The organism is Lentzea alba (assembly GCF_011067745.1).
In the GTDB taxonomy this organism is placed as follows: domain Bacteria; phylum Actinomycetota; class Actinomycetes; order Mycobacteriales; family Pseudonocardiaceae; genus Lentzea; species Lentzea alba.
Map to the genome: position 1 here is coordinate 161,235 of NZ_JAAMPJ010000006.1, position 25,130 is coordinate 186,364.

General features: G+C 68.2%; 25 protein-coding genes and 1 tRNA gene. 12 read left to right on the top strand and 14 right to left on the bottom strand.

Annotated features, from left to right (window positions below; genetic code table 11):
- The first annotated feature begins 18 nt into the window (after window positions 1-18).
- Entirely contained in the window at window positions 19-243 is a 225-nt protein-coding gene (locus G7043_RS22840) for a hypothetical protein (RefSeq protein ID WP_166048588.1), read from the top strand.
- Here the strand turns inward: G7043_RS22840 and G7043_RS22845 are convergent, their stop codons facing one another.
- Window positions 244-2,022, bottom strand: a complete 1,779-nt coding sequence (locus tag G7043_RS22845; RefSeq protein WP_313888028.1) for a gamma-glutamyltransferase family protein — start codon at window positions 2,020-2,022, stop codon at window positions 244-246. It lies immediately after the preceding gene.
- Window positions 2,023-2,383: 361 nt separating this feature from the next.
- Here G7043_RS22845 and G7043_RS22850 point away from each other — a divergent pair, with 361 nt between their 5' ends.
- Complete coding sequence (locus G7043_RS22850) at window positions 2,384-3,142, top strand: SDR family NAD(P)-dependent oxidoreductase (protein WP_166048590.1); 759 nt, start codon at window positions 2,384-2,386, stop codon at window positions 3,140-3,142.
- Between the two features lie 82 nt (window positions 3,143-3,224).
- Here the strand turns inward: G7043_RS22850 and G7043_RS22855 are convergent, their stop codons facing one another.
- A complete protein-coding gene (locus tag G7043_RS22855; protein WP_166048592.1) occupies window positions 3,225-4,868 on the bottom strand; it encodes a TM0106 family RecB-like putative nuclease in 1,644 nt (547 codons plus the stop codon).
- 82 nt (window positions 4,869-4,950) lie between these two features.
- Here G7043_RS22855 and G7043_RS22860 point away from each other — a divergent pair, with 82 nt between their 5' ends.
- A complete protein-coding gene (locus G7043_RS22860; RefSeq protein ID WP_166048594.1) occupies window positions 4,951-5,385 on the top strand; it encodes a DUF6474 family protein in 435 nt (144 codons plus the stop codon).
- Here the strand turns inward: G7043_RS22860 and G7043_RS22865 are convergent.
- Window positions 5,363-7,012 carry a BCCT family transporter gene (locus G7043_RS22865; protein WP_166049351.1) on the bottom strand — a complete coding sequence of 550 codons (1,650 nt, stop codon included), beginning with the start codon at window positions 7,010-7,012 and terminating at the stop codon, window positions 5,363-5,365. The two genes, G7043_RS22860 and G7043_RS22865, sit on opposite strands and share 23 nt — an antisense overlap.
- Before the next feature lie 58 nt (window positions 7,013-7,070).
- On the opposite strand from G7043_RS22865, the gene G7043_RS22870 reads away from it, so the two are divergent.
- From G7043_RS22870 to G7043_RS22885, 4 genes are read left to right on the top strand one after another with little or no spacing between them, the layout of a single operon-like run.
- On the top strand, window positions 7,071-7,586 hold the full coding sequence (locus G7043_RS22870; RefSeq protein WP_166048596.1) for a hypothetical protein: 516 nt from the start codon (window positions 7,071-7,073) through the stop codon (window positions 7,584-7,586).
- Between the two features lie 44 nt (window positions 7,587-7,630).
- Window positions 7,631-8,365, top strand: coding sequence for a YcnI family copper-binding membrane protein (locus G7043_RS22875; RefSeq protein ID WP_166048598.1), 735 nt, complete (start codon window positions 7,631-7,633; stop codon window positions 8,363-8,365).
- Window positions 8,362-8,895, top strand: coding sequence for a copper resistance CopC family protein (locus G7043_RS22880; protein ID WP_166048600.1), 534 nt, complete (start codon window positions 8,362-8,364; stop codon window positions 8,893-8,895). Before G7043_RS22875 ends, G7043_RS22880 begins: the two co-directional genes overlap by 4 nt.
- Complete coding sequence (locus G7043_RS22885) at window positions 8,892-9,911, top strand: copper resistance D family protein (RefSeq protein ID WP_166048601.1); 1,020 nt, start codon at window positions 8,892-8,894, stop codon at window positions 9,909-9,911. The genes G7043_RS22880 and G7043_RS22885 overlap by 4 nt, the downstream gene beginning before the upstream one ends.
- Here G7043_RS22885 and G7043_RS22890 read toward each other — a convergent pair.
- Window positions 9,889-10,731, bottom strand: coding sequence for a LysR family transcriptional regulator (locus tag G7043_RS22890; protein WP_166048603.1), 843 nt, complete (start codon window positions 10,729-10,731; stop codon window positions 9,889-9,891). The genes G7043_RS22885 and G7043_RS22890 overlap by 23 nt on opposite strands.
- A gap of 87 nt (window positions 10,732-10,818) precedes the next feature.
- On the opposite strand from G7043_RS22890, the gene G7043_RS22895 reads away from it, so the two are divergent.
- On the top strand, window positions 10,819-11,538 hold the full coding sequence (locus tag G7043_RS22895) for an SDR family oxidoreductase (protein ID WP_166048605.1): 720 nt from the start codon (window positions 10,819-10,821) through the stop codon (window positions 11,536-11,538).
- Window positions 11,539-11,609: 71 nt separating this feature from the next.
- Here the strand turns inward: G7043_RS22895 and G7043_RS22900 are convergent, their stop codons facing one another.
- Both G7043_RS22900 and G7043_RS22905 read right to left on the bottom strand, forming a co-directional pair.
- On the bottom strand, window positions 11,610-11,945 hold the full coding sequence (locus G7043_RS22900; RefSeq protein ID WP_313888029.1) for a hypothetical protein: 336 nt from the start codon (window positions 11,943-11,945) through the stop codon (window positions 11,610-11,612).
- Between the two features lie 99 nt (window positions 11,946-12,044).
- Window positions 12,045-13,427: a helix-turn-helix domain-containing protein gene (locus G7043_RS22905; protein ID WP_166048607.1), complete on the bottom strand. Its 1,383-nt coding sequence runs from the start codon at window positions 13,425-13,427 to the stop codon at window positions 12,045-12,047.
- Between the two features lie 493 nt (window positions 13,428-13,920).
- Between G7043_RS22905 and G7043_RS22910 the strand changes: the two genes are divergently transcribed.
- Window positions 13,921-14,280, top strand: coding sequence for a hypothetical protein (locus tag G7043_RS22910; protein WP_030480258.1), 360 nt, complete (start codon window positions 13,921-13,923; stop codon window positions 14,278-14,280).
- Window positions 14,281-14,538: 258 nt separating this feature from the next.
- Here G7043_RS22910 and G7043_RS22915 read toward each other — a convergent pair whose 3' ends face one another.
- From G7043_RS22915 to G7043_RS22925, 3 genes are read right to left on the bottom strand one after another with little or no spacing between them, the layout of a single operon-like run.
- The gene (locus G7043_RS22915; RefSeq protein ID WP_166048609.1) at window positions 14,539-15,318 is read right to left on the bottom strand and encodes an SDR family NAD(P)-dependent oxidoreductase; all 780 of its coding nucleotides are present in this window, start codon (window positions 15,316-15,318) and stop codon (window positions 14,539-14,541) included.
- Window positions 15,318-16,478 carry an MFS transporter gene (locus G7043_RS22920; RefSeq protein WP_166049354.1) on the bottom strand — a complete coding sequence of 387 codons (1,161 nt, stop codon included), beginning with the start codon at window positions 16,476-16,478 and terminating at the stop codon, window positions 15,318-15,320. The genes G7043_RS22915 and G7043_RS22920 overlap by 1 nt, the downstream gene beginning before the upstream one ends.
- Before the next feature lie 40 nt (window positions 16,479-16,518).
- Window positions 16,519-17,766 (bottom strand): GH1 family beta-glucosidase, encoded by a 1,248-nt coding sequence (locus G7043_RS22925; protein ID WP_166048611.1) that lies wholly within the window; start codon window positions 17,764-17,766, stop codon window positions 16,519-16,521.
- Window positions 17,767-17,848: 82 nt separating this feature from the next.
- Here G7043_RS22925 and G7043_RS22930 point away from each other — a divergent pair, with 82 nt between their 5' ends.
- Window positions 17,849-18,493: a TetR family transcriptional regulator gene (locus G7043_RS22930; protein ID WP_390827748.1), complete on the top strand. Its 645-nt coding sequence runs from the start codon at window positions 17,849-17,851 to the stop codon at window positions 18,491-18,493.
- Here G7043_RS22930 and G7043_RS22935 read toward each other — a convergent pair.
- Window positions 18,490-19,671 carry an amino acid deaminase/aldolase gene (locus G7043_RS22935; protein ID WP_166048613.1) on the bottom strand — a complete coding sequence of 394 codons (1,182 nt, stop codon included), beginning with the start codon at window positions 19,669-19,671 and terminating at the stop codon, window positions 18,490-18,492. The two genes, G7043_RS22930 and G7043_RS22935, sit on opposite strands and share 4 nt — an antisense overlap.
- 75 nt (window positions 19,672-19,746) lie before the next feature.
- Between G7043_RS22935 and G7043_RS22940 the strand changes: the two genes are divergently transcribed.
- Window positions 19,747-21,039 (top strand): D-arabinono-1,4-lactone oxidase, encoded by a 1,293-nt coding sequence (locus G7043_RS22940; protein ID WP_166048615.1) that lies wholly within the window; start codon window positions 19,747-19,749, stop codon window positions 21,037-21,039.
- Window positions 21,040-21,128: 89 nt separating this feature from the next.
- On the opposite strand, the gene G7043_RS22945 is transcribed toward G7043_RS22940, so the two are convergent.
- The 4 genes from G7043_RS22945 to G7043_RS22960 all read right to left on the bottom strand — a co-directional run bounded on the left by G7043_RS22945 (window position 21,129) and on the right by G7043_RS22960 (window position 23,713).
- A complete protein-coding gene (locus G7043_RS22945) occupies window positions 21,129-21,785 on the bottom strand; it encodes an NAD(P)H-binding protein (protein ID WP_166048617.1) in 657 nt (218 codons plus the stop codon).
- 14 nt (window positions 21,786-21,799) lie between these two features.
- A complete protein-coding gene (locus G7043_RS22950; RefSeq protein WP_086664859.1) occupies window positions 21,800-22,417 on the bottom strand; it encodes a hypothetical protein in 618 nt (205 codons plus the stop codon).
- Window positions 22,418-22,732: 315 nt separating this feature from the next.
- Window positions 22,733-23,542: an alcohol dehydrogenase catalytic domain-containing protein gene (locus G7043_RS22955; RefSeq protein WP_166048619.1), complete on the bottom strand. Its 810-nt coding sequence runs from the start codon at window positions 23,540-23,542 to the stop codon at window positions 22,733-22,735.
- A gap of 88 nt (window positions 23,543-23,630) precedes the next feature.
- Window positions 23,631-23,713 (bottom strand) — tRNA-Leu (locus tag G7043_RS22960).
- A gap of 126 nt (window positions 23,714-23,839) precedes the next feature.
- Here G7043_RS22960 and G7043_RS22965 point away from each other — a divergent pair.
- Window positions 23,840-25,087 carry a DUF3662 and FHA domain-containing protein gene (locus G7043_RS22965; protein WP_166048621.1) on the top strand — a complete coding sequence of 416 codons (1,248 nt, stop codon included), beginning with the start codon at window positions 23,840-23,842 and terminating at the stop codon, window positions 25,085-25,087.
- Window positions 25,088-25,130: the final 43 nt, after the last annotated feature.

Here is a 25,130-nt window from a genome sequence, read left to right on the forward strand (position 1 = left end):
TTTACGGAGCGAAACGCCTTGAGCATCAAGAAGATCGTCGCGTCCGCTGGTATCGCCGCCGGCGCGATCGCCGCACTGGCCGGCACCGCGCAGGCCGCGCCGCTGCCCGCCCCGCAGCTGCCGGACGTCGACCCGATCAGCAAGGTCAGCGACCTCGGTGAGAGCGCCGGCATTTCCACGCTGCACAACTTCGGTGGCAACGTGGAAATGATCCACGACGGCACTCAGGTCATCGGCGGCTGATCAGCGTCCCACTGCGTAGCCCTGCGCGCCGCGCGGATTCGCGCCGGCGCGCAGAAGTCCGTCGGAGCCCCTCGCCACGGCCGACATCCGGCCGAGGGTCCACTCGCCGGCGTCCACGACCTGGTGGCCACGCGCTCGCAACGCAGCCAGGACGTCCGCGCCGGCGCGGGACTCTATGACGAGTTCGCCGGGGGTCCAGGCGCGCGGGTAGAACGAGCTGGGGAACGCGTTCGAGTGCCACATCGGCGAGTCGATCGCCTCCTGCAGGTTCAGCCCCGCCTGGTGCGCCAGCCAGAAGCCGAGCTGCCACTGGTCCTGCTGGTCGCCGCCGGGCGTGCCGAACGCCAGCGCTGCCTCGCCGTCGCGCAGTGCCATCGACGGCGACAGGGTGATCCGGGGACGCTTGCCGGGCGCCAGTGAGTTCGGCAAACCCTTGTCCAGCCAGAACATCTGGGCGCGGCTGCCCAGGCAGAAGCCGAGCGACGGGATCGTCGGCGACGACTGCAGCCAGCCGCCGGACGGGGTCGCGGAGACCATGTTGCCCCAGCGGTCCACGACGTCCACGTGCACGGTGTCGCCGCGCGTCACGCCGGAACGGGCCACGGTCGGTTCGCCGATCGCACCGGTCGGGTCCGAGGTCAGCGCCGACGGGCCGCCGATGATGTGCTTGGGCAGCAACGGTTCCCGACCGTCGGGCGAGCCGGGGCGCAGTTCGAACGACGCGGCATCTGAAATCAGCGAACGCCGCTCAGAGGCGTAGGAACGCGACAGCAGGGTGTCGAGCGGAACATCGCCGACATCGCCGTACCAGGCCTCGCGGTCGGCGAACGCGAGCTTCGCGGCCTCGACGGCGAGGTGGACGGTCTCGGCGGTGGGCTTGCCGTCCACATAGGACAGGTCATAGCCCTCCAGCAGCCGGAGCTGTTGCGCCAGAACGGGTCCCTGCGTCCACGCCCCGGCCTTGACCAGGGTCCACGAACCGAAGTCGGTCAGCACGGCGTCCTCGTACGACGCCTCCCACGACGACATGTCGGCACCGGTCAGCACACCGGCGTGGTCGCGTCCCGAGTCGTCGCGGAAGGCCGTGCGGCAGAACTCGTCGACCTGCGCGGCCACGAACCCCTGCGACCACGCCCGGCGCGCCGCCTCGATCTGCGCCTCCCGATCACTGCCCGCGGCCTCGGCGGCGGCGAGCAGCCACTCCCAGGTGTCGGCGAGCTTCGGGTTGCGGAAGCGGCCGCCGCGCACCGGCAGCGCACCGCCGGGCATCCACTGCGCCGCGGAGGTCTGCCAGTGATCGCGGAACAGGTCCGAGACCATCTCGATGGTGTCGACGACGCGGGCGACGAGCGGGAACCCGTCCCGGGCGTAGCCGATCGCCTTGTCCAACACGTCGCGCAACGACTTCGTGCCGTAGTCGCGCAGAAGAGTGAGCCAGCCGTCCCACGCGCCCGGCACCGTCGCGGCCAGCAGCCCGCTGCCGGGAACGAGTTCGAGCCCCAGTCCGGCGTAGTGCTCGACCGTGGCTCCGGCCGGCGCCACGCCCTGGCCGCTGAGCACGCGCGGCCCGGAACCAGCCGCCGCGAAGATGATCGGAACCTCGCCGCCGGGGCCGTTGAGATGCGGTTCCACCACCTGCAACACGAATCCGGCGGTCACCGCGGCGTCGAAGGCGTTGCCGCCGTCCTCCAGCACGGCCATGGCGGCCGAGGAGGCCAGCCAGTGGGTCGAACCGACCATTCCGAAGGTGCCGACGAGTTCGGGGCGCGTGGTGAACACCCCATAAAGGTATGCGACGCTAACTAAATTGCGTGACTCCGAGTGACGCACGCCCTACGCCCGAATAGCGCAACGCGGCCTGATCTGCTCCGCTGGCACCCTGAGACCGCCGTACAACTTTGGTCGTAGCTGACCGTGACAGATCTCCTACCAGAGGTCTACCGGCGCGGCCGATGTTTCGAACGCTGCCGAACGGCACAGTTCAGGGCATGGGAATTCTGACGATCGCGACGATCTTCATCGGCCTCGCGCTCCTGGCAGCGGTGCCGTTGGTGGCCCTGCTGCACTGGTCCGATCGTTGAGTTCGAGGTAACGAGCGTTAACCTCCTCGCGAGCAGTTCTTCTCGAGGAGGATGAAGGCATGGAGATCTCGGGTACCGCGGCCATCGTCACCGGTGGCGCCTCCGGTCTCGGCGGCGCGACCGCTCGTGCGCTGGCGGCGCGTGGAGCGCAGGTGTTCGCCCTCGACCTGCCCGGCGCCATCGAGAAGGCCGACGCGATCGAGAACGTCACCTACCTGTCCGCCGACGTGACGTCGGGCGAAGAGGTCCAGGCCGCCGTCGACACCGCGGCCGGTTCGGGCGCCCCGCTGCGCATCACGGTGAACTGCGCGGGCATCGGCCCGTCGTCCCGCACGGTCGGCAAGACCGGGCCGCACGACCTCGACCTCTACCGCAAGGTCATCGAGATCAACCTGATCGGCTCGTTCAACGTGCTGCGCCTGGCCGCCGCCGCGATGGGCAAGACCGAGGAGCTGGAGCACGGCGCCCGCGGCGTCATCATCAACACCGCCTCGATCGCCGCGTTCGACGGCCAGATCGGCCAGGTCGCCTACGCCTCGTCCAAGGGTGGCGTCGTCGGCATGACCCTCCCGGCCGCCCGCGACCTGAGCACCGTCGGCATCCGCGTGCTGACCATCGCGCCCGGCATCGTCGACACCCCGATGCTCGCCACGGTCTCCGACGAGTTCCGCGCGGGCCTCGCCGCCGGCGTGCCGTTCCCGAAGCGACTGGCCCAGCCGGCGGAGTACGCGCAGCTGGCGCTCTCGATCATCGAGCACGACTACCTGAACGGCGAGGTCATCCGCATGGACGGCGCTCTTCGCATGGCGCCTCGCTAAAGCCTGCCGCTGACGGCACGCGGGGCGCTTTCGTACTGTGTGTCAGTACGAGAGGGCCCCGCGTGCGAAAAGCAGGCGCGTGTCAGAGGTCGCCGGCGTAGGGGAGGCGGGACATTTCGTCAGAGGTCATCCACTCTCGCAGGCGGTGGGTGGCCCGGACGTCGTCCTCGTTGTACTCGAGCAGCCGCCGGCGCTGGTCGACGTCGAGCTCGTCACCGTTGAGACCCACCGCGGCCCGGTACCAGCGCATGGAGTTCTCGCCGCCGGCCTCCGGGTCGCGCCACGAGAAGCCCGCGACCGGCGCGATGATCTTCAGGCCCTTGCCGTGCGCGCACAGGAACTGCTCGCGGACGATCCCGAACAGGTCCACCCAGGAGTCCGACTGGATGAACTCCTTGATCTGCGCCACCGTCGGGATGCCGGGCTTGCCGGCGAACCGTTCCGCCGACGCCAGCAGCCAGCGGTTCTCGGCCAGCTCGTTGTAGCAGTAGGCGCGGAACGACAGCCCGCGCGCCTTGGCGCGCAGCCTGATCCCCGTCAGCCAGGTCCAGAACTCGGCGAACGAACGGGCCTCGTCGTCGCACGGCAGCGCATCCCACGTCACGAACGCGCGATAACCGGGCGATTCGTCGATGTCCTTTCCGGACAGCAGGCAGCCCCACATGTACGCGCCGAGATCGCCGAAGCTCTCCATGTCGACGTCGACCTCGACGTCCGCGCGCGGCACGCTCATCTCGGGCACCCGGCGCACCAGCGACAGATCGCGCAGCCACGCGCGGGCAAGCACCACGGCATCGCCGAACGGCATGCCCACCAACTGGATCGGGCCGTCGGCAGCGGGGTCCAGCGCCGCCAGTTCATCCACAGTGGACAGACCGGCCTTGCGCAGGGCCGCCGCGTCCTCGCCGCGCACGACGAGGCTGACGTCCCTGCCCTGCTTGAGATCGCTGTCGCAGGTCGGCCACCACGGGCACGTCTTGCAGTCGACGATCCGGGACGGCCGGGCCAGCGCGTCCTTCTGGTTCGCCGCGGCCAGCGCCACCGCCAGCCGGTCGCTGAACCGGGCGTCGTACTCGGCCAGCGCGTTGCGGCCGCCGGGCCACGTCGGTGCTTCCAGGTCGTGCCACAGCACGACGTCCGCGTCCATGCCGATCACGCCACCGGTCGCGCGCCCGTTGCGCGCGTACCCGGCGGCCTGCAGCTGCCGTTGCGCGTGCGCCAGCCGCAGCTGGTCGCGCGGCTGCGGCCGGACCTTGCGGTGCGGGTCGGTGCGGCTGCCGTCGGGCAACGGCAGCGTCAACGGGCTCGTGCGCGCGCCCTGGCCGGGGTCGGTGATCTTGTGCCGGACCACGAGCACCGGCACGTACCCGGTGGAGTCCTTGACCAGCAGGTCGATTCCGCCGCGACGGCCACCGCGCGGGTCACGCGGCAGCGCGGCGCCCCAGATGTACGGCGCGCCCATCTCCATCGCGGCGAGCGTCACGCGTTCCCGGTCCGCGCTGCGCACGTCCGGCCCGCTCGGCACCTCGAAGAGATTCGAGCCGACGATTCTGCCGAGCGCGTCCGCCACCGCGCGACGGTGGTTCGTCGCGTCCGCTTTCCGTTGTTCCGAAGCCGGATCCGGCGCCGCCTTGGGAGCGTCGCGCATCTCCGGATCGTTTTCGAGGTGCACCCGCCGCCGACAACGAGTGACCACGCCGGCGTCTAGCTGCACCTGGGAAGTCACTGGTGCAGCGTATGTCGCGCGTCGGGCTCATGTGTCGGCAACCTGGGCAGTAAGTTTCATCTGACGGAGGAGGTGTACCCGAATGGCGCGCAAAGCGAAGGCCGGCTTCACGCCTAGCAGGGCGAAGAACCTGGTCGGTGTCGCGAAGGTGGTGGCGCCCGCGCTCATTCCGGTGCTGGCCCCGGTGATCGCCCGCGGAGCTGGGCTTTTGAGCGAGCAGTACGACCGGTACCGGGCGCGTCGGCTCGGCATCGACGTCGCGGACATCGGGAAGTACTCCGGCTACGGTGCCCGGTTGCACGCGCGGATTGTCGGTTTCTCGGAGTCGTTGGACGCATTGCGGGCTTCGGATTCCAATTGGGTTTCGAAGACCGAGGCGCGACTGGCTCAACTCCTCGCGGCGGTGCGCGCCGCCGAACGCATGCCGACGGCCCGACGCAAAGCCGCGCACCGGGCCGTCGGAACCGATCTGGAGATGCTCGAGCAGGAACTGCTCAGGCGCCTGAACGTGCGCTGACGTTCGGGACCTTCCCGGTCACCTCGGCCACGGCCTTGACCGCCGCCTCCTCGACCACCTGCCCCGGATCGAGGTGCGCGGTGACCTCTTCCATGACCTCGGCGACCCGTTCCTCCCGCCTGATCATCGGGTCGGAGCGCAGGTCCTTCGCCAGCGAGACGCACAGCCCGATCATCACGACCATGAACGGCAGGGCGGCGATGATCGTCAGGTTCTGCAGTCCTGTCAGCGCGTTCGACCCACCGACCAGCAACATCACCGCGGCGACGGCACCGGTCAGCACACCCCAGAAGATCACCACGGGCTTCTTCGGCCGGATCGAGCCCTCCTGCGAGAGCGTTCCCATCACGATCGACGCCGCGTCCGCGCCGGACACGAAGAAGATCGCCACCAGCACCATCACCACCACGCCGGCGACCGTCGCCAGCGGGAACTGGCCGAGCAGCGAGAAGAGCTGCGACTCCGGCGTCGACTGGCCGGCGAGATCGACACCCGAGCGTTGCTCGAAGATCGCTGTCCCGCCCAGGATCGCGAACCACACCAGCGACACCGCGGACGGCACCAGGATCACGCCCGCCACGAACTGCTTGATCGTGCGGCCACGCGAGATCCGCGCGATGAACATGCCGACGAACGGCGTCCACGAGATCCACCACGCCCAGTAGAAGATCGTCCACCCGGACAGCCACGTCTCCGTCGCGTCACCGCCAGAAGCAGCCGTCCGGCCGGCCATGTTCGCGAGCTCGCGGAAGTAGTCGCCCAGCGCCGTCGGCATCAGGTTCAGGATGAAGACCGTCGGGCCGACCACGAACAGGAACAGCGCCAGCACCACGGCCAGCATCATGTTGATGTTCGACAGCCACTGGATGCCCTTCGCGACCCCCGAGACCGCGGACGCGACGAACGCCACGGTCAGCACCGCGATGATCGCGACCAGCACGCCCTTGCCGACGTTGCTCGCCCAACCGGCCGCCTCCAGTCCGCTGCCGATCTGCAGGGCGCCGAGGCCGAGCGACGTCGCCGAGCCGAACAGGGTCGCGAAGATCGCCATCACGTCGATCGCCCGGCCCCAGCCGGACGACGCCCGGCGCCCCAGCAGCGGCGCGAACGCCGAGCTGATCAGCGACGACCGGCCACGGCGGAAGCTGCCGTACGCGATGGCGATGCCGACGACGGCGTAGATCGCCCACGGGTGCAGCGTCCAGTGGAAGAGCGTGGTGGCCATCGCGGTTTCGAGGGGGTCACCCTCCGTGCCGGGTGGCGGCTTCACGAAATGACTCAGCGGCTCGTTGACGCCGTAGAACATCAGCCCGATGCCCATACCGGCGCTGAACATCATCGCGACCCAGGAAACCGTCTTGAACTCGGGTTTCTCGTCGTCACGACCGAGCGGGATCTTGCCGTAGCGGCTGAACGCGAGCCAGAGGGCGAAGACCACGAACCCGGAGGCCGAGATCACAAAAGCCCAGCCCAGATGCTGGATGATCCACCCGAGCGCCGACTTCGAGAAAGTCGCCAGACTGGACGTGCCGACGATTCCCCAGGCCACGAACGCAAGCGTCAGACCAGCGGCAACGCCGAACACGACCCGGTCGGTACGGCCCGGCTGGTCGCATTGGTTGTGCATGCGGCCGTAGATACCCACTCGTAGACCTCGGCAAACTCCTCCGATTACCCTCACCGAGGTGAGCACACGGTCGAGTGAGTTGCGCACCCTGCGTGGTGCCGCACTCGCGCTGACGTCTGCCGCGCTCACGATCACCGCCCACGGGCTGGGCGGCGGCGAGATCAGTGAGTTCATCCACGCACTGCCGCTGGTGGTGCTGATCGCGTTCGCGGCAGCGTCACTCGCCGACAAGCGCACCGGGAAGCTCTCGATCATCGCCGGGCTCGGCACCGCCCAGCTCGCCCAGCACCTGCTGCTGACCTGGGTCAACCACGAGCACACGAACACGCTCACCGGGCAGATGTTCGTGGCGCACCTCGTCGCCGCGACGCTGACCGGCCTGCTCCTGTTCCACGCCGAGAACGCCCTGTTCAGGCTCTTCGCCGCCGTCACCCGCCTGATCCCCCGCAGGCTCACGCCGCAGCCGGTCACGACGCCGGTGCGGACGTTCACCAGCACGCCTTACGTCCGGAACCCGCACCACACGGACCTGAGACGTGCGAACGGGCTGCGCGGCCCTCCCTGTGGTTCCTGACCCCAAAACCCCAAACCCCTTTGGCAATCAGGAGCCACAACTTCATGTCGACAAATCGATTCGGCGTGCGCACGCTCGCCGTTCTCGCCGTTGCCGGATTCGCCGTGCTCGGCACTCCGGCCATCGCATCGGCGCACGTCAGCGCCCAGCCCGCCGAGTTCACGCAGGGCGGCCGCGCGACGTTCGCGTTCCGCGTGCCGAACGAACGGGACAACGCCGGCACCACCAAGATCGAGGTGACGCTGCCGCAGGACACGCCGCTCACCTCGGTGCGCACGAAGCCGCTGGCCGGCTGGAAGGCCGAGGCAGTCAAGGGCAAGCTCGACAAGCCCGTGACGATCGGCGGCAAGGAGATCACCGAGGCGTTCAAGACGATCACCTGGACCGCCGACCCCGGTGTGAAGATCGGGATCAACGAGTACCAGGAGTTCTTCGTCGCGCTCGGCACCCTGCCGGAGGGCAAGGACAAGCTGGAGCTCCCGACCAAGCAGACCTACGAGAACGGCGAGGTCGTGGACTGGTCGCAGTCGACCGGTGCCGACGGCAAGGAGCCGGAGCACCCGGCGCCCGCGCTGAAGCTCGCCCCCAAGAAGGCCGGCGAGGACGCCCACGGTGGCCACGGCACGACGCCGGCCGCCAACAGCACCGACACCCACGAGGCGTCGGCAGCCGGTTCCGACAAGACCGCCCGCTACCTCGGTGGCGCCGGTCTGGCCGTCGGCGCGCTCGGCCTGGGCTTCGGCGTCGGCGCGATCCTGCGTTCGCGGCGCAAGGCATGAAGCGCGCACTCGTCGCGTGCCTGATCGCTGGTGCGGCCGTGCTCGTCACGGCCGCCCCCGCGGCGGCGCACAACGCGCTGATCAGCAGTGATCCGAAGGACAAGAGCTCGCTGGACGCCGGTCCGTCGTCGGTCACGCTGACGTTCGACCAGGACGTGCAGGGCGGCCAGGGCATCAACACGATCTCGGTCGTCGACGCCAACGGCGGTCACTACGAGGTCGCGGGCGACCCGACGATCAAGGACAACGCGGTCTCCGCGAAGGTCAACGCGCTCGGCAAGGCCGGGCAGTACAAGATCGGCTACCGCATCCTGTCCGCGGACGGCCACCCCGTGTCCGGTGAGCTCACGTTCACGCTCACCAAGGACGGCACCGGCACGCCCACCACGCCGGCGAGCCCGGACACGGCCTCCGGTAGCGACGGTTCGAGCAACGGCCTGCCCATCTGGGTGTGGATCGTCGGCGCCGTGGTGCTGCTCGGCGGTGGCGTGTTCTTCGCCCTGCGCGGTGGCGGGGGCGCGAAGGCATGAGCGACGTCCGGACCACCGCCCCCACCCACTACCGGGTGCTCGCCGGGCTCGTCCTCGGCGCACTCGCGGGCATCGCGCTCGGCCTCGTGCTGGCACCACCTGTCGTGGTCGCCGGGGTCGTCGACGCCGGGGCGGCGGTCCGGTACGGCCTGCCGGTCACCAGGGTGCTGCTGGACGTCTCGGCGACCGTCGTCGTCGGGTTGTCGATCCTGCCGAAACTGCTCGGCTTCGACCGTCCGACGCACACCGAACCCGTCATGCGGATCGCCCGGCCGGCCGCGGTGATCGCCGCGGCCGTCTGGGTGGTCACGGCGCTCACGGCCATCGTGCTGCAGGCCGCTGAGCTGCGGCCGGGCAGCAACGTCAGCATCGGCAACGCGATCGACTACATCGGAGCAGTCGGTGCGGGCAAGGGCCTGCTGTTCAGCGCAGCCTGCGCGTTCGTCTACGTGATCATCGGCGTGATGGCCGTGCGCGGCGGCGAGTCCGTACCCGCTGAGCTGCGGATCCTCATCTCGATGTTCGGTCTGCTGCCGATCCCGGTGACCGGGCACGCCTCCAACTGGAAGTACCACGACTACTCGATGGTCTCCATGGAGCTGCACGTGCTGGGCGCGGCCGCGTGGACCGGCGGGCTCGGCGCGTTGATGGCGCTGGTCGCCTACCGCAAGGGGCTGCTGGCGGTCGCGCTGCCGAAGTTCTCCAAGATCGCGACCATCAGCCTGATCGTGGTCTCGGTGACCGGCCTGTTCAACGGGTTGCTGGAGCTGGTCCTCAACCCGGTCGTGCCGTTCCCGCAGTCGATGTTCACGACCGGCTACGGCCTGCTGTTCATCGGCAAGACCGTGTGCGCCGTGCTGATCGCGGTGCTCGGGGCGCAGATCCGGTGGCGGTTGCTGCCGAAGATCTCCCAGCACAAGGTCACCGCGATCGTGCAGTGGGCGGTGCTGGAGGTGACCATCATGGGCGTCGCGTTCGGGCTCGCCGTGGTGCTCAGCCGGGCCCCGGTGAGCTGACCCCGGTCGCGACCCTGACCAGGCCGGCAACAGCCCGCGACCTGCTGTGCGGCGGCCACGCGATCACCGTCGTCACCTTCGACGCGTCCACCAGCGGTACCGCGACCAGGCCTTCGGGCAGGCCCGGGCGGACGACTTCCGGCATGACCGCGATCGCACGGCCGAGCGCGATCATCTGGAACAGCTGCGTCAGGTTGTGCACCTCCACCCGGGTACCGTCCGGGTAGGTGCCATCGGGTTCCGGCCAGCGCGCGAGTTCGGGCAGATCGACGACGTCGGCCATCCGCAGCTGTCCCGCACCGGCCAGTGGATGCGAAGTCGGCAGGATCGCGAACTGGCTCTCGACGTGCAGGGCTTCCACGTCGAGACCGGCGGTCGAGTCGTACGGCTCGTGCAGGATCGCCACGTCGGCCCGGCCGTCGAGCAGCGGTTGCCAGGTGTGGGCCTCGCACAACAGCAGGTCGACGGCGACCGCGCCGGGTTCGGCGGCGTAGGCGTCGAGCAGCTTCGCCAGCAGCTCGCCGGAGCCCCCTGCCTTGGCGGCCAGCACCAGCGAAGGCCGGTCGACGGTGCGGGTGCGCCTCTCCGCCGCGGCGATCGCACCGAGGATCGCCCTTCCCTCGGCCAGCAGCACCGCGCCCGCCTCGGTGAGCGAGACCTTCCGGCTGGTGCGGGTCAGCAACGCGACGCCGAGCCGTTGTTCGAGCTGGGCGATCGTCCGCGACAACGGCGGCTGGGCGATGTCGAGGCGGTCGGCGGCCCGGCCGAAGTGCAGTTCCTCCGCGACCGCGACGAAGTACCGAAGCTCTCGGGTCTCCACCCGTCCACGCTATCGATACCGGCCGGGTATCGCTGCCACACCGAACTGATGTTGGTCTTGAACGCGGGCCGTACCACGATCAAATGCATGAGCGAACAGACGATTGCGCTGGTCACCGGCGCAAACAAGGGCATCGGGTACGAGATCGCGGCAGGGCTGGGCGCCTTGGGGATGAGCGTCGGAGTCGGTGCACGGGACCGTCAGCGAGGCGAGGAGGCGGCGGCGAAGCTGCAGGCGGAGGGCGTTGCCGCGTTCTTCGTGCCGTTGGACGTGACCGACGACGAGAGCGCCACTGAAGCAGCCGCGTTGTTCGAGGAGAGGTTCGGCCGGCTCGACGTGCTGGTGAACAACGCCGCGATCGCCGGAGGGTGGCCGGACCAGCCGTCGACCGCCACGCCGGAGAGCATCAGGGCGGTGGTGGAGACCAACGTGATCGGCGTCGTCCGGGTCACCAACGCGCTGTTGCCGCTGTTGAGCCGTTCAGCGAGGCCGCGGATCGTGAACCTGTCGAGCCACGTCGCGTCGCTGACCTTGCAGAGCACACCGGACGTCACGCTCGGCGGGGTCAGCGGGACCTACTCGCCGTCGAAGACGTACCTGAACGCGATCACCGTGCAGTACGCGAAGGAACTGGAGAACATCAAGGTCAACGGCGCCTGCCCCGGTTATGTGGCGACCGATCTCAACGGCTTCCAGGGGAGGGACACACCCGCGGAGGGAGCCAGGATCGCGATCAGGCTGGCCACCCTGCCCGACGACGGGCCGACCGGCGGCCTGTTCGACCACAGCGGACCGGTGCCCTGGTGATTGTTCAACGTGAAACATTCGCACAACTCGGTGAGTGGTCCGATCAGCGCGACGAGCTGCGCGCGAACGGACTAATCGGTGATCAGTCGAGCCGAAGATTCTTCACGCATGCGCGCCAGCCGGTTCATCGTCCGCTGACCGCGACGATCGAGCTCACGGCTGTCGATCCAGCCGTTCGCGTAGTAGCGGTAGTCCTGCGCCAGCGCCACCAGTTCCGCGAGGTAGTCGGCTGACTTGCGCCGTCTCTCCTCGTCGAACGCCGCCAGCAGCGGCAACTGGGTGTCCACCACCTCATCGAGCAACTGCGCGGACCGCAGCGCTCTCCTGGAACGCCACCTCCGAGTAAGGCTCACGCGCCGCACCTCGTCCTTCGCCCCGACCTGCCGCACCTTAGGCGCGGATTGCACGCCCGTCGATGCTGCATTCGTGTGCGAAGGTCCTGGCGTTACCGCTTCGTGTCCCACACCATCCAAAAGTGGTGCTATAGGACCCAAACGAGATGCGGATCAGGCGGCCGACTCGGTGCCGGTGAAGCGGGCGACGCGGTCCGCGAGCTCGCGGGCCTCGGGGTTGTTGCGGCGCTTCTCGGCCTCCTGGCGAAGCGGCTCCATGCGCTGCTTCGTGCGCACCGACTTGAGGCTTTCCGACAGGTCGACGGCCTGGCGACCGATCTTGGCGCCGTGGTCGATGTCGCCCTCGAGCAGGTGGTTGATCGCCATCGAGGTGAGGTTGAACGAGCGGCTGCGCGCGTACTCGTCACCGAAGTTGTTGATCGCTTTGGACAGCGCCGGGATGGCGGTCCTCGTGTACTTGGCGTCCACCGTCTGTGCCAGCTCCGTGTGCACCGTGCCGATCATGGACGAGAGGTCGATCTCGTTGAAGAACTTGGCCCAGGCAGGGGCTTCCGCGACGTTCGCGCGGGAGAACTCGTCACGGGCGCGGCCGAGCAGCTTCAGCGCCTGCTCGTCGGACCCCATCTTCGCGTAGGCCCAGGCCTCGTTCGCGCACAGGATGCCCACCGCCAGTTCGGAGCCCGAGTTCTGCGCGGCCAGCTGACCCAGCTGGAACACCTTCAGCGCGTCGTCCGGGGCGTTCTGGTGCAGGTAGACGCGGCCCATGCGGTACAGGATGTTCGCCATCAGCGCCTCGTTCTCGCCCTGCTTGGCGAGGTCGAGCGCCTGACCGAAGTGGTTGCGGGCGGAGTCCATCAGGCCCGTGTCGAACGACGTCCAGCCGGCGAGGTTGTGCAGGTCGGCCAGCGCGACGTAGAGGCGCTGGCGAACGATGTCCGTGGAGCTCGCACCGAGCATCTGCTGTCCCCAGGACAGCTGCGCGACCACGGCGTCGCGGCAGGAACCGCCGCCGTACTGGTAGTCCAGGGCACGCAGAGCCCGCGTCGCCGCTTCGACCTGGCGCACATCGGTCATGCCGATGCGTCCCGGAGCCGGAGTCTGTGTGGGGTGTGAAACCCACGACCCGGAGTCCGCTCCGAACACGGCCGCGCCCACTGTCACGGCGGCGGCGTGCGCGAGGAACTTCCGACGCTTCACCGACTCGTCCTCCTCAGGATGGGGTGAGTCCGCGGTTGCGGCCACCCGTACTGCCGTTGTCTCGTCATAGGCGAGACCCATGTATCCACGTGGGACACCCAGGCCGATGGCGATCCGCGTCAGGACGTCGTAAGCCATCACCTGGCGTCCCTTGAGGATCTCCGAGACCTCGGACTGCGACTGCCCAGTGAGCGCCGCGATCTGGCGCTGGGACACACCGTGCCGTCGGAGCAGCCGGTAAACCGAGCTGATCTCTCGTCGGGCCAGTGCGTCCCGCATCTCCTGGTGGTCCCACACCTCGGTGGGGATCGGAGAGCCCTGGGAACTCATGGTGTTCATCGCGCACCCTCACAGTCCGTTAGGCGTCATCGGCAGACTAGGGGCAGGTCCCCGAGTCGAGAAGTCCTCTTCGGCGGAGCTGATCGGCTCCACCGAACACCGCTTACCGCTCACCGTAAGACTTCCACCGGTGGGCGCTGTGACGTCCCGTTCCGGCATGAATCATCGCAATCTGGATTCCGGTAAGCGAGTGAGCACGGAGAGGAACGACCGATAGTGGACAGCTCCTCCCCTGGCTCCACCTCCATTGTGGAGACGGGTGACACCGAATCCACATGGCGCGGCATGACCGGGCAACGTCGATCGTGGCAGATCAGCTGCGGCGACGTGGTCGACCGGGACCGCCAGCTCACCGTGAAGGTCGTTCAGGGCCAAGTGGTTCTGGTCGGACCTCCCGGTGAGACGGCAGTCTTGACCTACGACCAGCTCGTACAGCTCAGGGCTGCGCTACGCGAAGCCGCCGACCAGGCGGAAAGGTGACGGTGACGTTTCGATGGACGCGATCCTCGGACAGGTTCTTCGCAACGCTGTGTGGGAACGTCTCGACCTGCTCACGGAGCTGGCGAGCCGCGCTGACGCCCCGTCCCTCCTGTCGGTGGCTCGATCCGAGCTCCCTCGGCTGACCGAGGGATGGCGTGCTCTGCTGGCAGCGCACGAGCCGGACGAGAAGGGCAACTGCCCCGAGTGCTCCGGCCGTTGGCGCCAGCAGAAGTCACCTTGCTCGGTGTGGCGCGCCGCGTACGAACACCTGGTCGCGGGCGGACTCGCCCCGCGCCCGGCTCGCCATCTGCGCGAGGCCCCGGTGACTCCTCCTGTCACCCGGTCCCGCCGCGCGGTGGCTCGAGCCCACTAACGGGCGTTTGCGACTGACCTGGCGTCCCCCCGACACGACCAGGTCTGCAAACCGCCTACTGACCGGGGCCCGCGATGTGCGAACCCCCGACCGCGACATCGCGGGCCCCGGTCAGCTTCACAACTCCACAGATTCCCGCGGGCCGGTGACGTGCACCTACCCTCCCCGACCGTCGTCGGTCCGCGGTCACCAACCACGGCCCTTGTCTGCACCTCCCGCGCAGGCAAGGGCCGTTTTCACGTTTCCAGACGGCTGCGGCTAGCGGTGGGTGCCGGTCTTCCAGGTGAGGTAGGACGTGAGGCCGGGGAAGAGGCGGCCGGAGATCTCGAACGCCTTGAGCTGCCACGGGAACAGGTGCTCAGCGCGTTCCTTCTCCACGGCGTCGACGATCGCCTTCGCGCACCGCTGCGGCGTGACCGTGGGGATCATCCGGGCGATCGCCGGGATCCGTTCCTCCGCACCGGGGTTGTTGTTGAAGTACTCGCTGGACACCTTGCCCGGCACCACTTCGCTGATCCCGACGCCGGTTCCGCGCAGGTCGAGGCGCAGCGAAGCGGTGAGACCGCGCAACGCCCACCGCGACGACTGGTAGCCCACGCAGCCGGGAATCGGCAGGCGCGAGACCGGTGAGTTGACGTTGACGATCCAGCCGGAGCCGCGCGACCGCATGGCACCCAGGTACTCCCTGGTCAGCAGCAACGCCGCCAGGTACGGCACCGACGTCATCGTCTGCAGCTCGTCGGCCGAGGTGTCGTCCAGGAACAGCCAGCGACCGACGCCCGCGTTGTTGACGAGCACGTCAGGTGCGGAAACCTCCTCGGCGAGCGCGCGGATCTGCACGGCGTCCGCCAGATCCGCCACGTGCGCGGTCGCCGAGCCGCCGAACTCGATGATCCGTTTGACCTGTTGATCGAGCAGTTCGGCGCTCCGGGCCACAAGGTGGACGTGCGCGCCGTGAGCCGCGAACCGGAACGCGGCCTCGGCACCGATCCCCTGGGACGCTCCCGTGACCAGAACCCTCTTGCCCGACAGCTGCATCAGACCACCGATCGCACTCGACTCATCAACACCGCCGCCAGCGCGGTCGCCAGCGCCGACGCCGCGAACAGACCGCGGTAACCACCAAGGTTCGCGAGGATCACGGTGGTCAGCAAGGGGGCGATGACCTGTGGCAACGCGTTGGCCACGTTGATCACGCCCAGATCTTTGGCCCGATCGGACGCGGCCGGCAAGACCTGGGTGAGCAGCGCGATCGCGACGGCCAGGTAGGTACCGAAGCCGATGCCGAGCAACGGAGAGGCGACCAGGGCGACCGGCCACGTCGGCGACACCACCAACAACAACGCCGCGAACGCCATGACGACCGACGCGCCGTACACATACGGCTTCCGACGGCCAGAACGATCACTTCGTGCGCCGAACAGCACCGCTCCTGCGGTGAGCGCCACCCCGTACAGGACCATCAACTCCAGCAGGCCCTGGTCGGGAGACGGGTGGTGCACCTCGTCGCTCAGGAAGAAGTACAGGTACAGCGTGCCGAACGCGTTGCCGACGTTGAGCATGAAGTGCCCGAGCCAAGCCCATGTGAAGTCGGGGTGCTCACGCGGCGAGATCCAGAACGTCGGCCGCACCGGCTTCACGATCAACTGCGTGTCCGGCGTCCTCACCACGAAGAACAACGCGCCGACCAGCACGATCACCGCGCAGGCCAGGTAGCCGGCAGGCAGGGCGGTGACCAGCGTCGTCACGACAACCGCGCCCAGCACGGTGCCGAGCATCTGGCTGATGCCGAACTGTCCACCGACCGTGGCCCGTTGCTCGACGGGCACCCGGTCCGGCACTGCGGCGGTCAGAGCGGCGAGCATGCTGCTGATCCCTGCCTGCACCATGCACCAGCCGAGCGTCATGACCAGGACCGACTGCGCGTTGGCGAGAACGCCGAGGCCGGCGGCCGCGACGATCGACCCGCTCAGCGTCCACGGATGCCGACGGCCGAAGCGCGAGGTCGTGCGGTCGGACAGGAACCCGATGAGCGGCACCGCCACCATCGCCACGAAGGCGCCGACACCGGTGACGACGCCGAACACGAACGTCTTGTTCGCCTTGTCCAGCAGTTCGGCCTGCCGTGGCAACAGAATCTGGATCGGCGCGTAGACCGCGAGCCACAGACCGAGGTTCGCGATGAACAGCCAGGCCATCCAGCTTCTTCGAACCGGGACGATCGGCTCGGCGAGGGCTTCACTCACCACTGATCACCCTTCTGTACCAGTGGAACGAGTCGCGCGGCGTGCGTCGCTGCGTCTCGAAGTCGACCTGGACCAGGCCGAACCGCTGTGAATATCCGGACTCCCACTCGAAGTTGTCCAGCAGGGACCACACGAAGTAGCCCGAGACGTCCGCCTCCAGCGCCGCCTTGAGATGTCCGTCGAGGAAGGCGATCCGGTCGGTGTCCTCGATCTCGTCCGGGAAGCTGCAGCCGCTCTCGGTGACGTACACCGGCGGCAGGTTCGGGTGCCGCTCGCGCAACGTCCTGATGATCTCGGCCAGCCCGGACGGCACGACCGGCCATCCGAAGCCGGTGCGCGGGTACTCGTCGATCTCCACCAGTTCGAACGGCAGCGGGTTGCCCTCCGACGGCGACTTGAGCCGGGTGGGGTTGTAGTAGTTCACGCCGTAGAAGTCGAGGGGCTGGTGGATGACCTGCAGGTCACCGTCCTGGATCGGCAGCAGATCGGCGACTGCGTCGGGATATCGGCCCGACAGAAGTGGGTCCGCGTACAACCAGTTGTGGATTTCGCTGTACGCCTCGGCGGCTGCTACGTCGTTCGGCGTAGCCGGCCAGGCCGGCGTGTGGTTGTTCGCCGTGCCAACGGCCTGCGCGTTGAACGACCGCAGCACTTCGACCGCACGGCCGTGAGCGAGGTTCAGGTGGTGGGCGGTCGGCAACGCGTCGAAGAGCAACGTCTTGCCAGGGGCGTGCTCACCGATCGCATAGCCCTGCAACGTCACCATCGCGGGTTCGTTGATCGGGATCCACAGCTTCACGCGGTCGGCGAGACGGTCCGCGACCAGCGAGGTGTAGTCGGCGAACCGATCCGCGATGTCCCGATTGAGCCAGCCGCCCTCGGCTTCCAGCTCCAGCGGCGTGTCCCAGTGGTACAACGTGACCACGGGTGCGATGCCGACGTCGACAAGGGCGTCGACCAGACGGTCGTAGAAGTCGAGGCCCTCGGCGTTGACGGGCCCCTTGCCGGAGGGCTGGATGCGCGGCCACGCGATCGAGAAGCGGTACGCGTTCACACCGAGCTGCGTCATGAGCGCAACGTCCTCGCGCCACCGGTGGTAGTGGTCGCATGCAACGGAAGCGTTGTCGTTGTCGTGGATCGGAGTGAACTCGTCCCACACGGAGGGACCCCGACCGCCTGCATCGAACGCGCCCTCGATCTGGAACGCGGACGTCGACACTCCCCAAAGGAAGTCGCTCATCGATCCTCCAAATGTGAAACTTGTTCGGATCGTAGGCGTGTTGACAGGTTCAGGGAAGTGAAAAGGCCGTACAACAGGCAAGATGGAAGCACCCGAACTACTGGGAGTCGCCGTGACGAGCACCACCCCGCTTCGCCGTCAGCCCGTCCAGCAGCGCAGCGCCAAGAGAGTCGAGCGCATGCTCGAGGCCTGCGCGACCCTGATCGACGAGGTGGGCTACGACGGCGTCACCACGACGTTGATCGCAGAAAGAGCCGGGGTGGCGGTCGGTTCGCTGTACCAGTTCTTCCCGGACAAGAGAGCCGTCGTGCAGGCGCTGACCCTGCGCAACGTCGACAGGTTCTCCCAGGGCATCACCGAACGGCTCGAGCAGGCGACGCTCGAACACTGGTGGGACGCCGTGGACACGGTGTTCGACGTCTACGTGACGATGCACCGCGAGATCCCCGCGTTCGGGAGGCTGCACTTCGGTGACGTCGTGGACATGCGGCTGCTGGACGACCGCCGCGACAACAACGATGTCATCTCCGACAAGATCTCCGAACTGATCTCCGGCAAGTTCGGAATTCCGATGACCGAGGTTCTGCTGCCGATCGCGATCGCCGTCGAAGCCGCCGACGCCGTGATGAAGATGGCGTTCCGCAAGAGCCCGATGGGCGACCAGACGATCCTCACCGAAGCGAGGGCGCTGGTCCGGGGCTACCTGTCGTCGCGCCTGCCCGTCTAGCCGAAGTTGTGCCGTTCGCCGCGGTAGGTGGGCACGGTCTGCTCGATGCGGTCACCGTGCACCAGGTGCACCTCGTCGAACCGCTCGAACAGCTCGCCCGCCTTGGCGTGCCGCATCCAGACCCGGTCGCCGATCTTCAGCTGTTCCGCCGCCTTGCCGGTGACCGGTGTCTGCACCTCGCCCGCGCCCTCGAGCCCGAGCGTCTTCAGCCCGGCCGGCAGGTACGGCGACGGCTGGCGGTCGGGCGTCGGCGTCCCGGAGGCGATGTAGCCGCCGGCGAACAGCGTCGCGACCCGCTTGGTCGGCTTGCGCACCACCGACAACGCGAACAGCGCCGCGGGTTCCGGCTTGAACGCCTGGTACGCGTCGAAGAGCGTCGGCCCGAACAGGCCGCTGCCCGCCGCGAGTTCGGTGACCGACGGGTCGGAACCCGTCAGCTCCAGGCTGCCGGTGCCGCCACCGTTGACGAACTCCAGGTCGGCGACCTGCCGGATCGCGCTGACCACGGCGGTCCTGCGGTGGATCAGCTCCGGCCCGGACTTCGACTGGATGAACCGGATCCCCAGTGCCCGCAACGGCTGTCCCGGTGGGTTGTCGCCCAGCCCGGCGATCTGTCCCTCGTACGCCATGACGCCGACCAGCTTGAAGCCCCGCCGGTGGGTGATCTTGGCGGCGAGGACCTTCGCCTGCTGCGGCGTGTGAATCGCCGAACGGCGCGGACCGATGTGGACGCCCGGCAACGGCCGCCACGACACGTCCAGCTCCAGGCACACCCGGATGTCGGCGTGCGGCCCGATGGCCGCGTCCACGAAGTCGAGGTGCTCGACCGAGTCGACCATGATCGTGACCCGCTGACGCGCGGTCTCGTTGGCCGCGAGCTTCTGCAACGACGCCCGGTCGGCGGTCGGGTACGCGACCAGCAGATCCTCGCTGATGTTCTGCTCCGACAACCACAGCGCCTCGGCCAGCGAGTAGCACATGACCCCGGCGTAGCCAGGCCGTTCGAGCGCCCGGCTCACGAGCTCGCGCACGCGGATCGACTTGCTCGCGACCCGGATCGGGTGACCGGCAGCGCGACGGGCGAGGTCCGCCGCGTTGTGGTCGAAGGCGTCCAGGTCGACGATCGCGAACGGAGGATCCAGATCCTTCGTCGCGGCGTCGAGTCGAGTTCTGCGCATACCTCTGACGGTACGTCGTGAACCCTTGAAACGTGAAGAGCTTTCACCTACGTTGCTGTGTCAGGTCACACTCTCGTGGAGGTCCGTGTGTGGACGAACTGGGCTAGAACGGCTTCGTGCACCCCGACGCGCGTAGTCCACCCGGCCAGCACGGACGAGATCGCCGCGGCGGTCACCTCAGGCTCCCGTGTCCGCGCGCGGGGCAGCGGTCACTCGTTCAACGACATCGCGGTCGCGCCGGAAACAGCGCTCGACCTGGACCGTTGGACGGGAATCGTGCGCGCGGACACGGAATCCGGCCTGGTCACCGTCCGCTCCGGCACCCCGTTGTGGGCCTTCAACGCGGACCTGCACCGCCTGGGCCTCGCCATGCCGAACCTGGGCGACATCGACGCCCAGACCGTCGCCGGCGCGGTCTCCACCTCGACCCACGGCACCGGCGCGAAGCTCGGCGTCCTCGCCACCGCGATCGCCGGACTCGAACTGGTCCTGGCCGACGGCTCGGTCGTCACCTGCTCGCGCTCCGAGCGCCCGGACCTCTTCAACGCGGCCCGCGTGGGCCTCGGCGCACTCGGCATCATCAGCACGATCACCCTGCAGTGCGTGCCGTCGTTCGTCCTGCAGGCCTCCGAGGCACCGGGCCGGCTCGACGCAGTGATGGAGCAGTTCGACGACCTCTGCGCCGTCGAGGACCACGTCGAGTTCCACTGGTTCACGCACTCCGACCGCGTGATCCTCAAGCGCAACAACAGGATCCCCGGACCCGCGAAGCCGCTGTCGAAGCTCCGGCAGACGTGGGAGTACGAGGTCATGGAGAACGCCGCGTTCGGCGCGGTCTGCAAGGTCGCCAAGACCCTGCCGCGCTACACCCGGCGCCTGAACGAGCTCTGCGGCTCGCTGATCTCCGAGCGCTCCTACTCCGACTACTCGCACAACGTCTTCGTGACCCCGCGCCGCGTCCGGTTCGTGGAAACCGAGTTCTCGATCCCGCGCGAGACGTTGACGGACGTCATCGGCGAACTCCGCGCGGTGGCCAACAAGCTGGGCGACCGCGACGCGTTGATCGTCCCGTGCGAGGTGCGCGTCGCCCAGGCCGACGACATCTGGCTGTCCACGGCGAACGGCCGCGACACCGCCTACATCTCGATGCACCAGGCACTCGGCATGCAGTACAAGGCCTTCTTCGACGCCTACGCCAGCATCGCCGCGTCGGTGGGCGGCCGTCCGCACTGGGGCAAGATGCACGACCTCACCGCCGAGCAACTCCGCCCGCTGTACCCGCACTTCGACGACTTCCTGCGGGTGCGCGACGAACTCGACCCCAACCGCACCTTCACGAACCCGTACCTCGATCGAGTGCTTGGCTGACTGCACGCGGGGACCCCGCGTGCAGTCCTGGGATACGCGGGGTCCCCGCGTGCAGTCAGGAACCACGGGTGAGTGACGTCGTTGGTCGGTTAGAGGATCGCGCGAACGGCGTCGGCGACCGGCGTTTCGCCGTTCACCAGCTCCAGCGTCTTGCCGACCGTGTTGCGGGCGTTGAGCAACTCCGCCAGCACGGCGGCGACATCCGCACGCGTGACCGACGAACGCGGCAACCGGGGCGCGGCCAACGTGACCAGACCGGTGGGCGCGTCGCTCACCAACGGCCCGGGCCGCAGGATCGTCCAGTCGAGATCACGCGACTTCAGGTCGGCCTCGGCCAGCTTCTTGGCCTTCAGGTAGACCGCGAAGTCCGGGTCCACCGAAGGAGAGTCGGCGTCCTCGATGCCGACGGTCGACACCTGGACGAACCGCCGCACCCCCGCCTCCACGGCAGCGGAGGCGAACAGGGCGGCGGCTCCGTAGTCCACGGTGTCCTTGCGGGCGGCTCCTGAGCCTGCCCCTGCGCCGGCGGCGAAAACCGCGGCGTCCGCGCCGTTCAAATACGCGGCGACCGAGTCCAGCTCAGCGGACTCCAGGTCGCACAGCACCGGAACGGCTCCGGCTTCCTGCACATCGCCAAAGTGATCGGGATTGCGGACCAGTGCTGTTGCCGCGTCTCCACGGGTGGCCAGCTGCTGCTCGAGAAGCAGCGCGATCTGCCCGTGTCCGCCGGCTATGACTACTCGCATGTCCCGACCGTAGATCAGGAAGCGGTGGCGAGCACCTGCTCGTAGACGAGCTCGTTGACCCAGCGGGTGATGGCGGTGTCCTCGGCGGGCACGGTCTCCTGGCGGCCGGACACGTCGACCGAGAGGTCCTTCTCGTCGTCGGCCAGCAGCACCGAGACGCCGTAGCGACGCACGCGCGGCAGGCAGTTCGCCAGGTAGTCGTGCGAGAACGCGACCGACTCGGGCAGGACGACCGCGGCGTTGCCGTAGCGGGCGAAGGGGACGGCGGAGGCCAGCGCGGTCCGCCAGTGGCGGGCGACGGCCAGGACGCCGACGATGCGGACGGCGGCCGGCGGGACGCGGCCTTCCATCTCCGGCCACACCCACGTGGAGACGGTGGTCTTGTCGGCCTCAGGACCCGCACCCACGCACACGCGCTCGGCGTGGGCGTCGGCCAGGAGCTCGGCCACGACGACGACCTTGCGGCCCATCAGGACCATTTCGGGGAGAACCACGCCGTGCCAGCCGAGGCGGATCGCCGCGGCGGCTGCCAACTCCTCGACGGACGCGGGCAGTTCCGGAACCGGGACTGCGGTCGTCGACAAACCGTTCGAGCTGTCGAGGGCCGCGATCCTTGCTGGGGTGCTGCTCACGCCAGTGCCTCCTCGTCACCCGCGGCGGGCGATCCGCCGCGTTTCGACTCGTGCTCTGGATAAGGATTAGCAGGAAGCGCACGGCCCGCCCCCAGGTCGCCGCACCCCCTGCGATCGACGGCGCCGACCGGTCGGTGACCGGTCGAAGAGTGGCACGGGGAGTTCGGTCCTACGGTGCTGCCGTCTGGGTGACGTTAATCCGGATGGACGCACCAAAAGACCTGCTCAGAGTGGGTGTGTCAGGCGTGGGGGCAAAACGGCGGTGAGCGGCGCCGGTCACCGTCCGTCGACCGTTCACCGCGCCAGAACGACCACCTACATGATGATCACGGTCTTGCCGGGCCCGTGACCTGCGAAAACATCAACAGCTTCGCGCAACGGCACGCGCCGGGCGATCGGCACGTCCAGGTCCCCTGCCTGCACCATCGAGGCGAGCCGCACCAACGTTTCGCGCGACCCCTTCATGCCGAAGTTCTGCGCGGGATCACTGGAGACGTAGTTGGTGTTGAAGGCCAACGGCGCGTAGCGCGCGTTCGCCTCGAACGACGAACGGTCGTTGCTCACGAGGTCGATCAGCGCGTCGGCCTCGACCAGGGAATCCCCGCGGCCCACCGGGATGACCCGCTTGCCGGCGGCACGGGCGATCTGCACCGCGAACGATCCGACGCCGCCGTTGGGCCCGATGATCAGCACCGATTGCGCGGAACCGAGCGACTCGACCAACTGCAGCGCCGTCATACCCGCGGTCGGCAATGCGGCGGCAACGGCGGGATCGAGATCTTCCGGCAACGGAGCCAACGCGTTCCCGGCCGGAACTGTGACGTACTCGGCGTATGTACCAACGCCGACGGGATGGTGGAAGAAGGTGCCGAAAATCCTCTCTCCGGAACCGACGACCTCACCAGCCCCATCAGTTCCAGGAACCAACGGGAACACGTGATCCGAACCCCGGAACATCCCGTCGACGACTTTCCGGTCGAACGGGTTCACGCTCGCCGCGAACAACCGGACCTTGAGCTGACCGGGCTCGGCCGAGGGCTCGGGAAGCTCCACGAGTTCGAGCTCCGCGCCGAAATCCGCCGCTGCTATCGCCCACATGCCGACCCCCGAACGAGTGACAGACATCACCTGTTGGATCAAGGAATCCGATACTGCCGGTCAACGAAAGAACCCCCCTCGCGATTCCGCGAGAGGGGTTCCATCTGTCTTTCGATGGGCAAGGGGGGAGTTGAACCCCCACGTCCTTTCGGACACACGGACCTGAACCGTGCGCGTCTGCCATTCCGCCACTTGCCCCTGGAGACGTTGGGAACACTAGCACGCGTCCAAACCAGGTTCCTAATCGCCCCCTGTAGGCGGAGTCGTACCCGGATACGATCGGTACAGGAGCCCGGCCGTGCGGGACGAGTGGAAGGAGTCGACATGGGCCTGCAACGCTTCGAGCGCAAGCTGGAAGGTCTGGTCGGCAACACCTTCGCGCGCGTGTTCGGCGGCAACGTGGTGCCCCAAGAGGTGGCACAGGCACTGCAACGGGAGGGTGACAGCAACATCCGCGAGCTCGCGGGTGGCAGACTGCTAGCCCCCAACCACTACAAAGTGTTGCTCGGCGCCCAGGACCACGAGCGTCTTGCGGGCGACGAGCAGGATGAACTACGCATCACCCAGCTACTCGCAGAGGGCCTGCGAGAGCACCTGGCCGAGTCCGGATGGGATACCTATGGTGACGTCGTAGTCTCCCTGGAGCGCTCCGAGGCGCTGCACACCGGACAGTTCCGAACCAGCTCGTCCGTCGACCCCGACGTGAAAGCGGCCAGCCGACGGTCAGCACAACCTCGCACCGCAGGAGACCGACCCATGAGCCAGCCACCCGGCTACGGACAAGGACAGGGCCAGCCCGGCCAGGACCCTTATGGTCAGGGCGGCTACGGCCAGCAGGGCTACGACCAGCAGGGCTATGACCAGCAGGGCTACGGCCAGCAGCAGGGTTATGGCCAGCAGGGCTACGACCAGGGTCAGCCGCAAGGCGGCTACGACCAGGGTTATGGCCAGCAGCAGGGCTACGGCGGCGCCCAGCCGCAGGGCTACGACCAGGGTTATGGCGGCGGCCAGCAGGGCGGCGGCTACGACCAGGGCTACGGCCAGCAGCAGGGCTACGGCCAGCAGGGCTACGACCAGGGTTACGGCGGTGGCCAGCAGGGCGGCGGCTACGACCAGGGCTACGGCCAGCAGCAGGGCGGTGGCTACGACCAGGGTTACGGCCAGCAAGGCGGGTATGACCAGGGTTACGGCCAGCAGCCCGGCTACGGCCAGCAGGGCGGCTACGACCAGGGCTACAACCAGGGCGGATACGCCCCGCCGGCCACCCAGGGCGCCAACCGTCAGCTCAACGCGACCCTGCATCTCGACGACGGTTCCAACCGCACGTACAACCTCAAGCAGGGTGGAAACGTCGTAGGACGTGGGCAGGAAGCCGACTTCCGCCTCCCTGACACGGGAGTGTCCAGGCGCCACCTGGAAATCTCCTGGGACGGGCAGAATGCGATGCTCGCTGATCTCGGTTCGACCAACGGCACCACGGTGAACGGCACGCCAGTGCAGACTTGGCAGCTCGCGGAAGGCGACGTCGTCCGCATCGGCCACTCGTCACTGGTCTTCCGCACCGCGGGCTAGAGGTCGACACGGGCATCGGTCAGCAACTCAAGGCAGGAGCGGT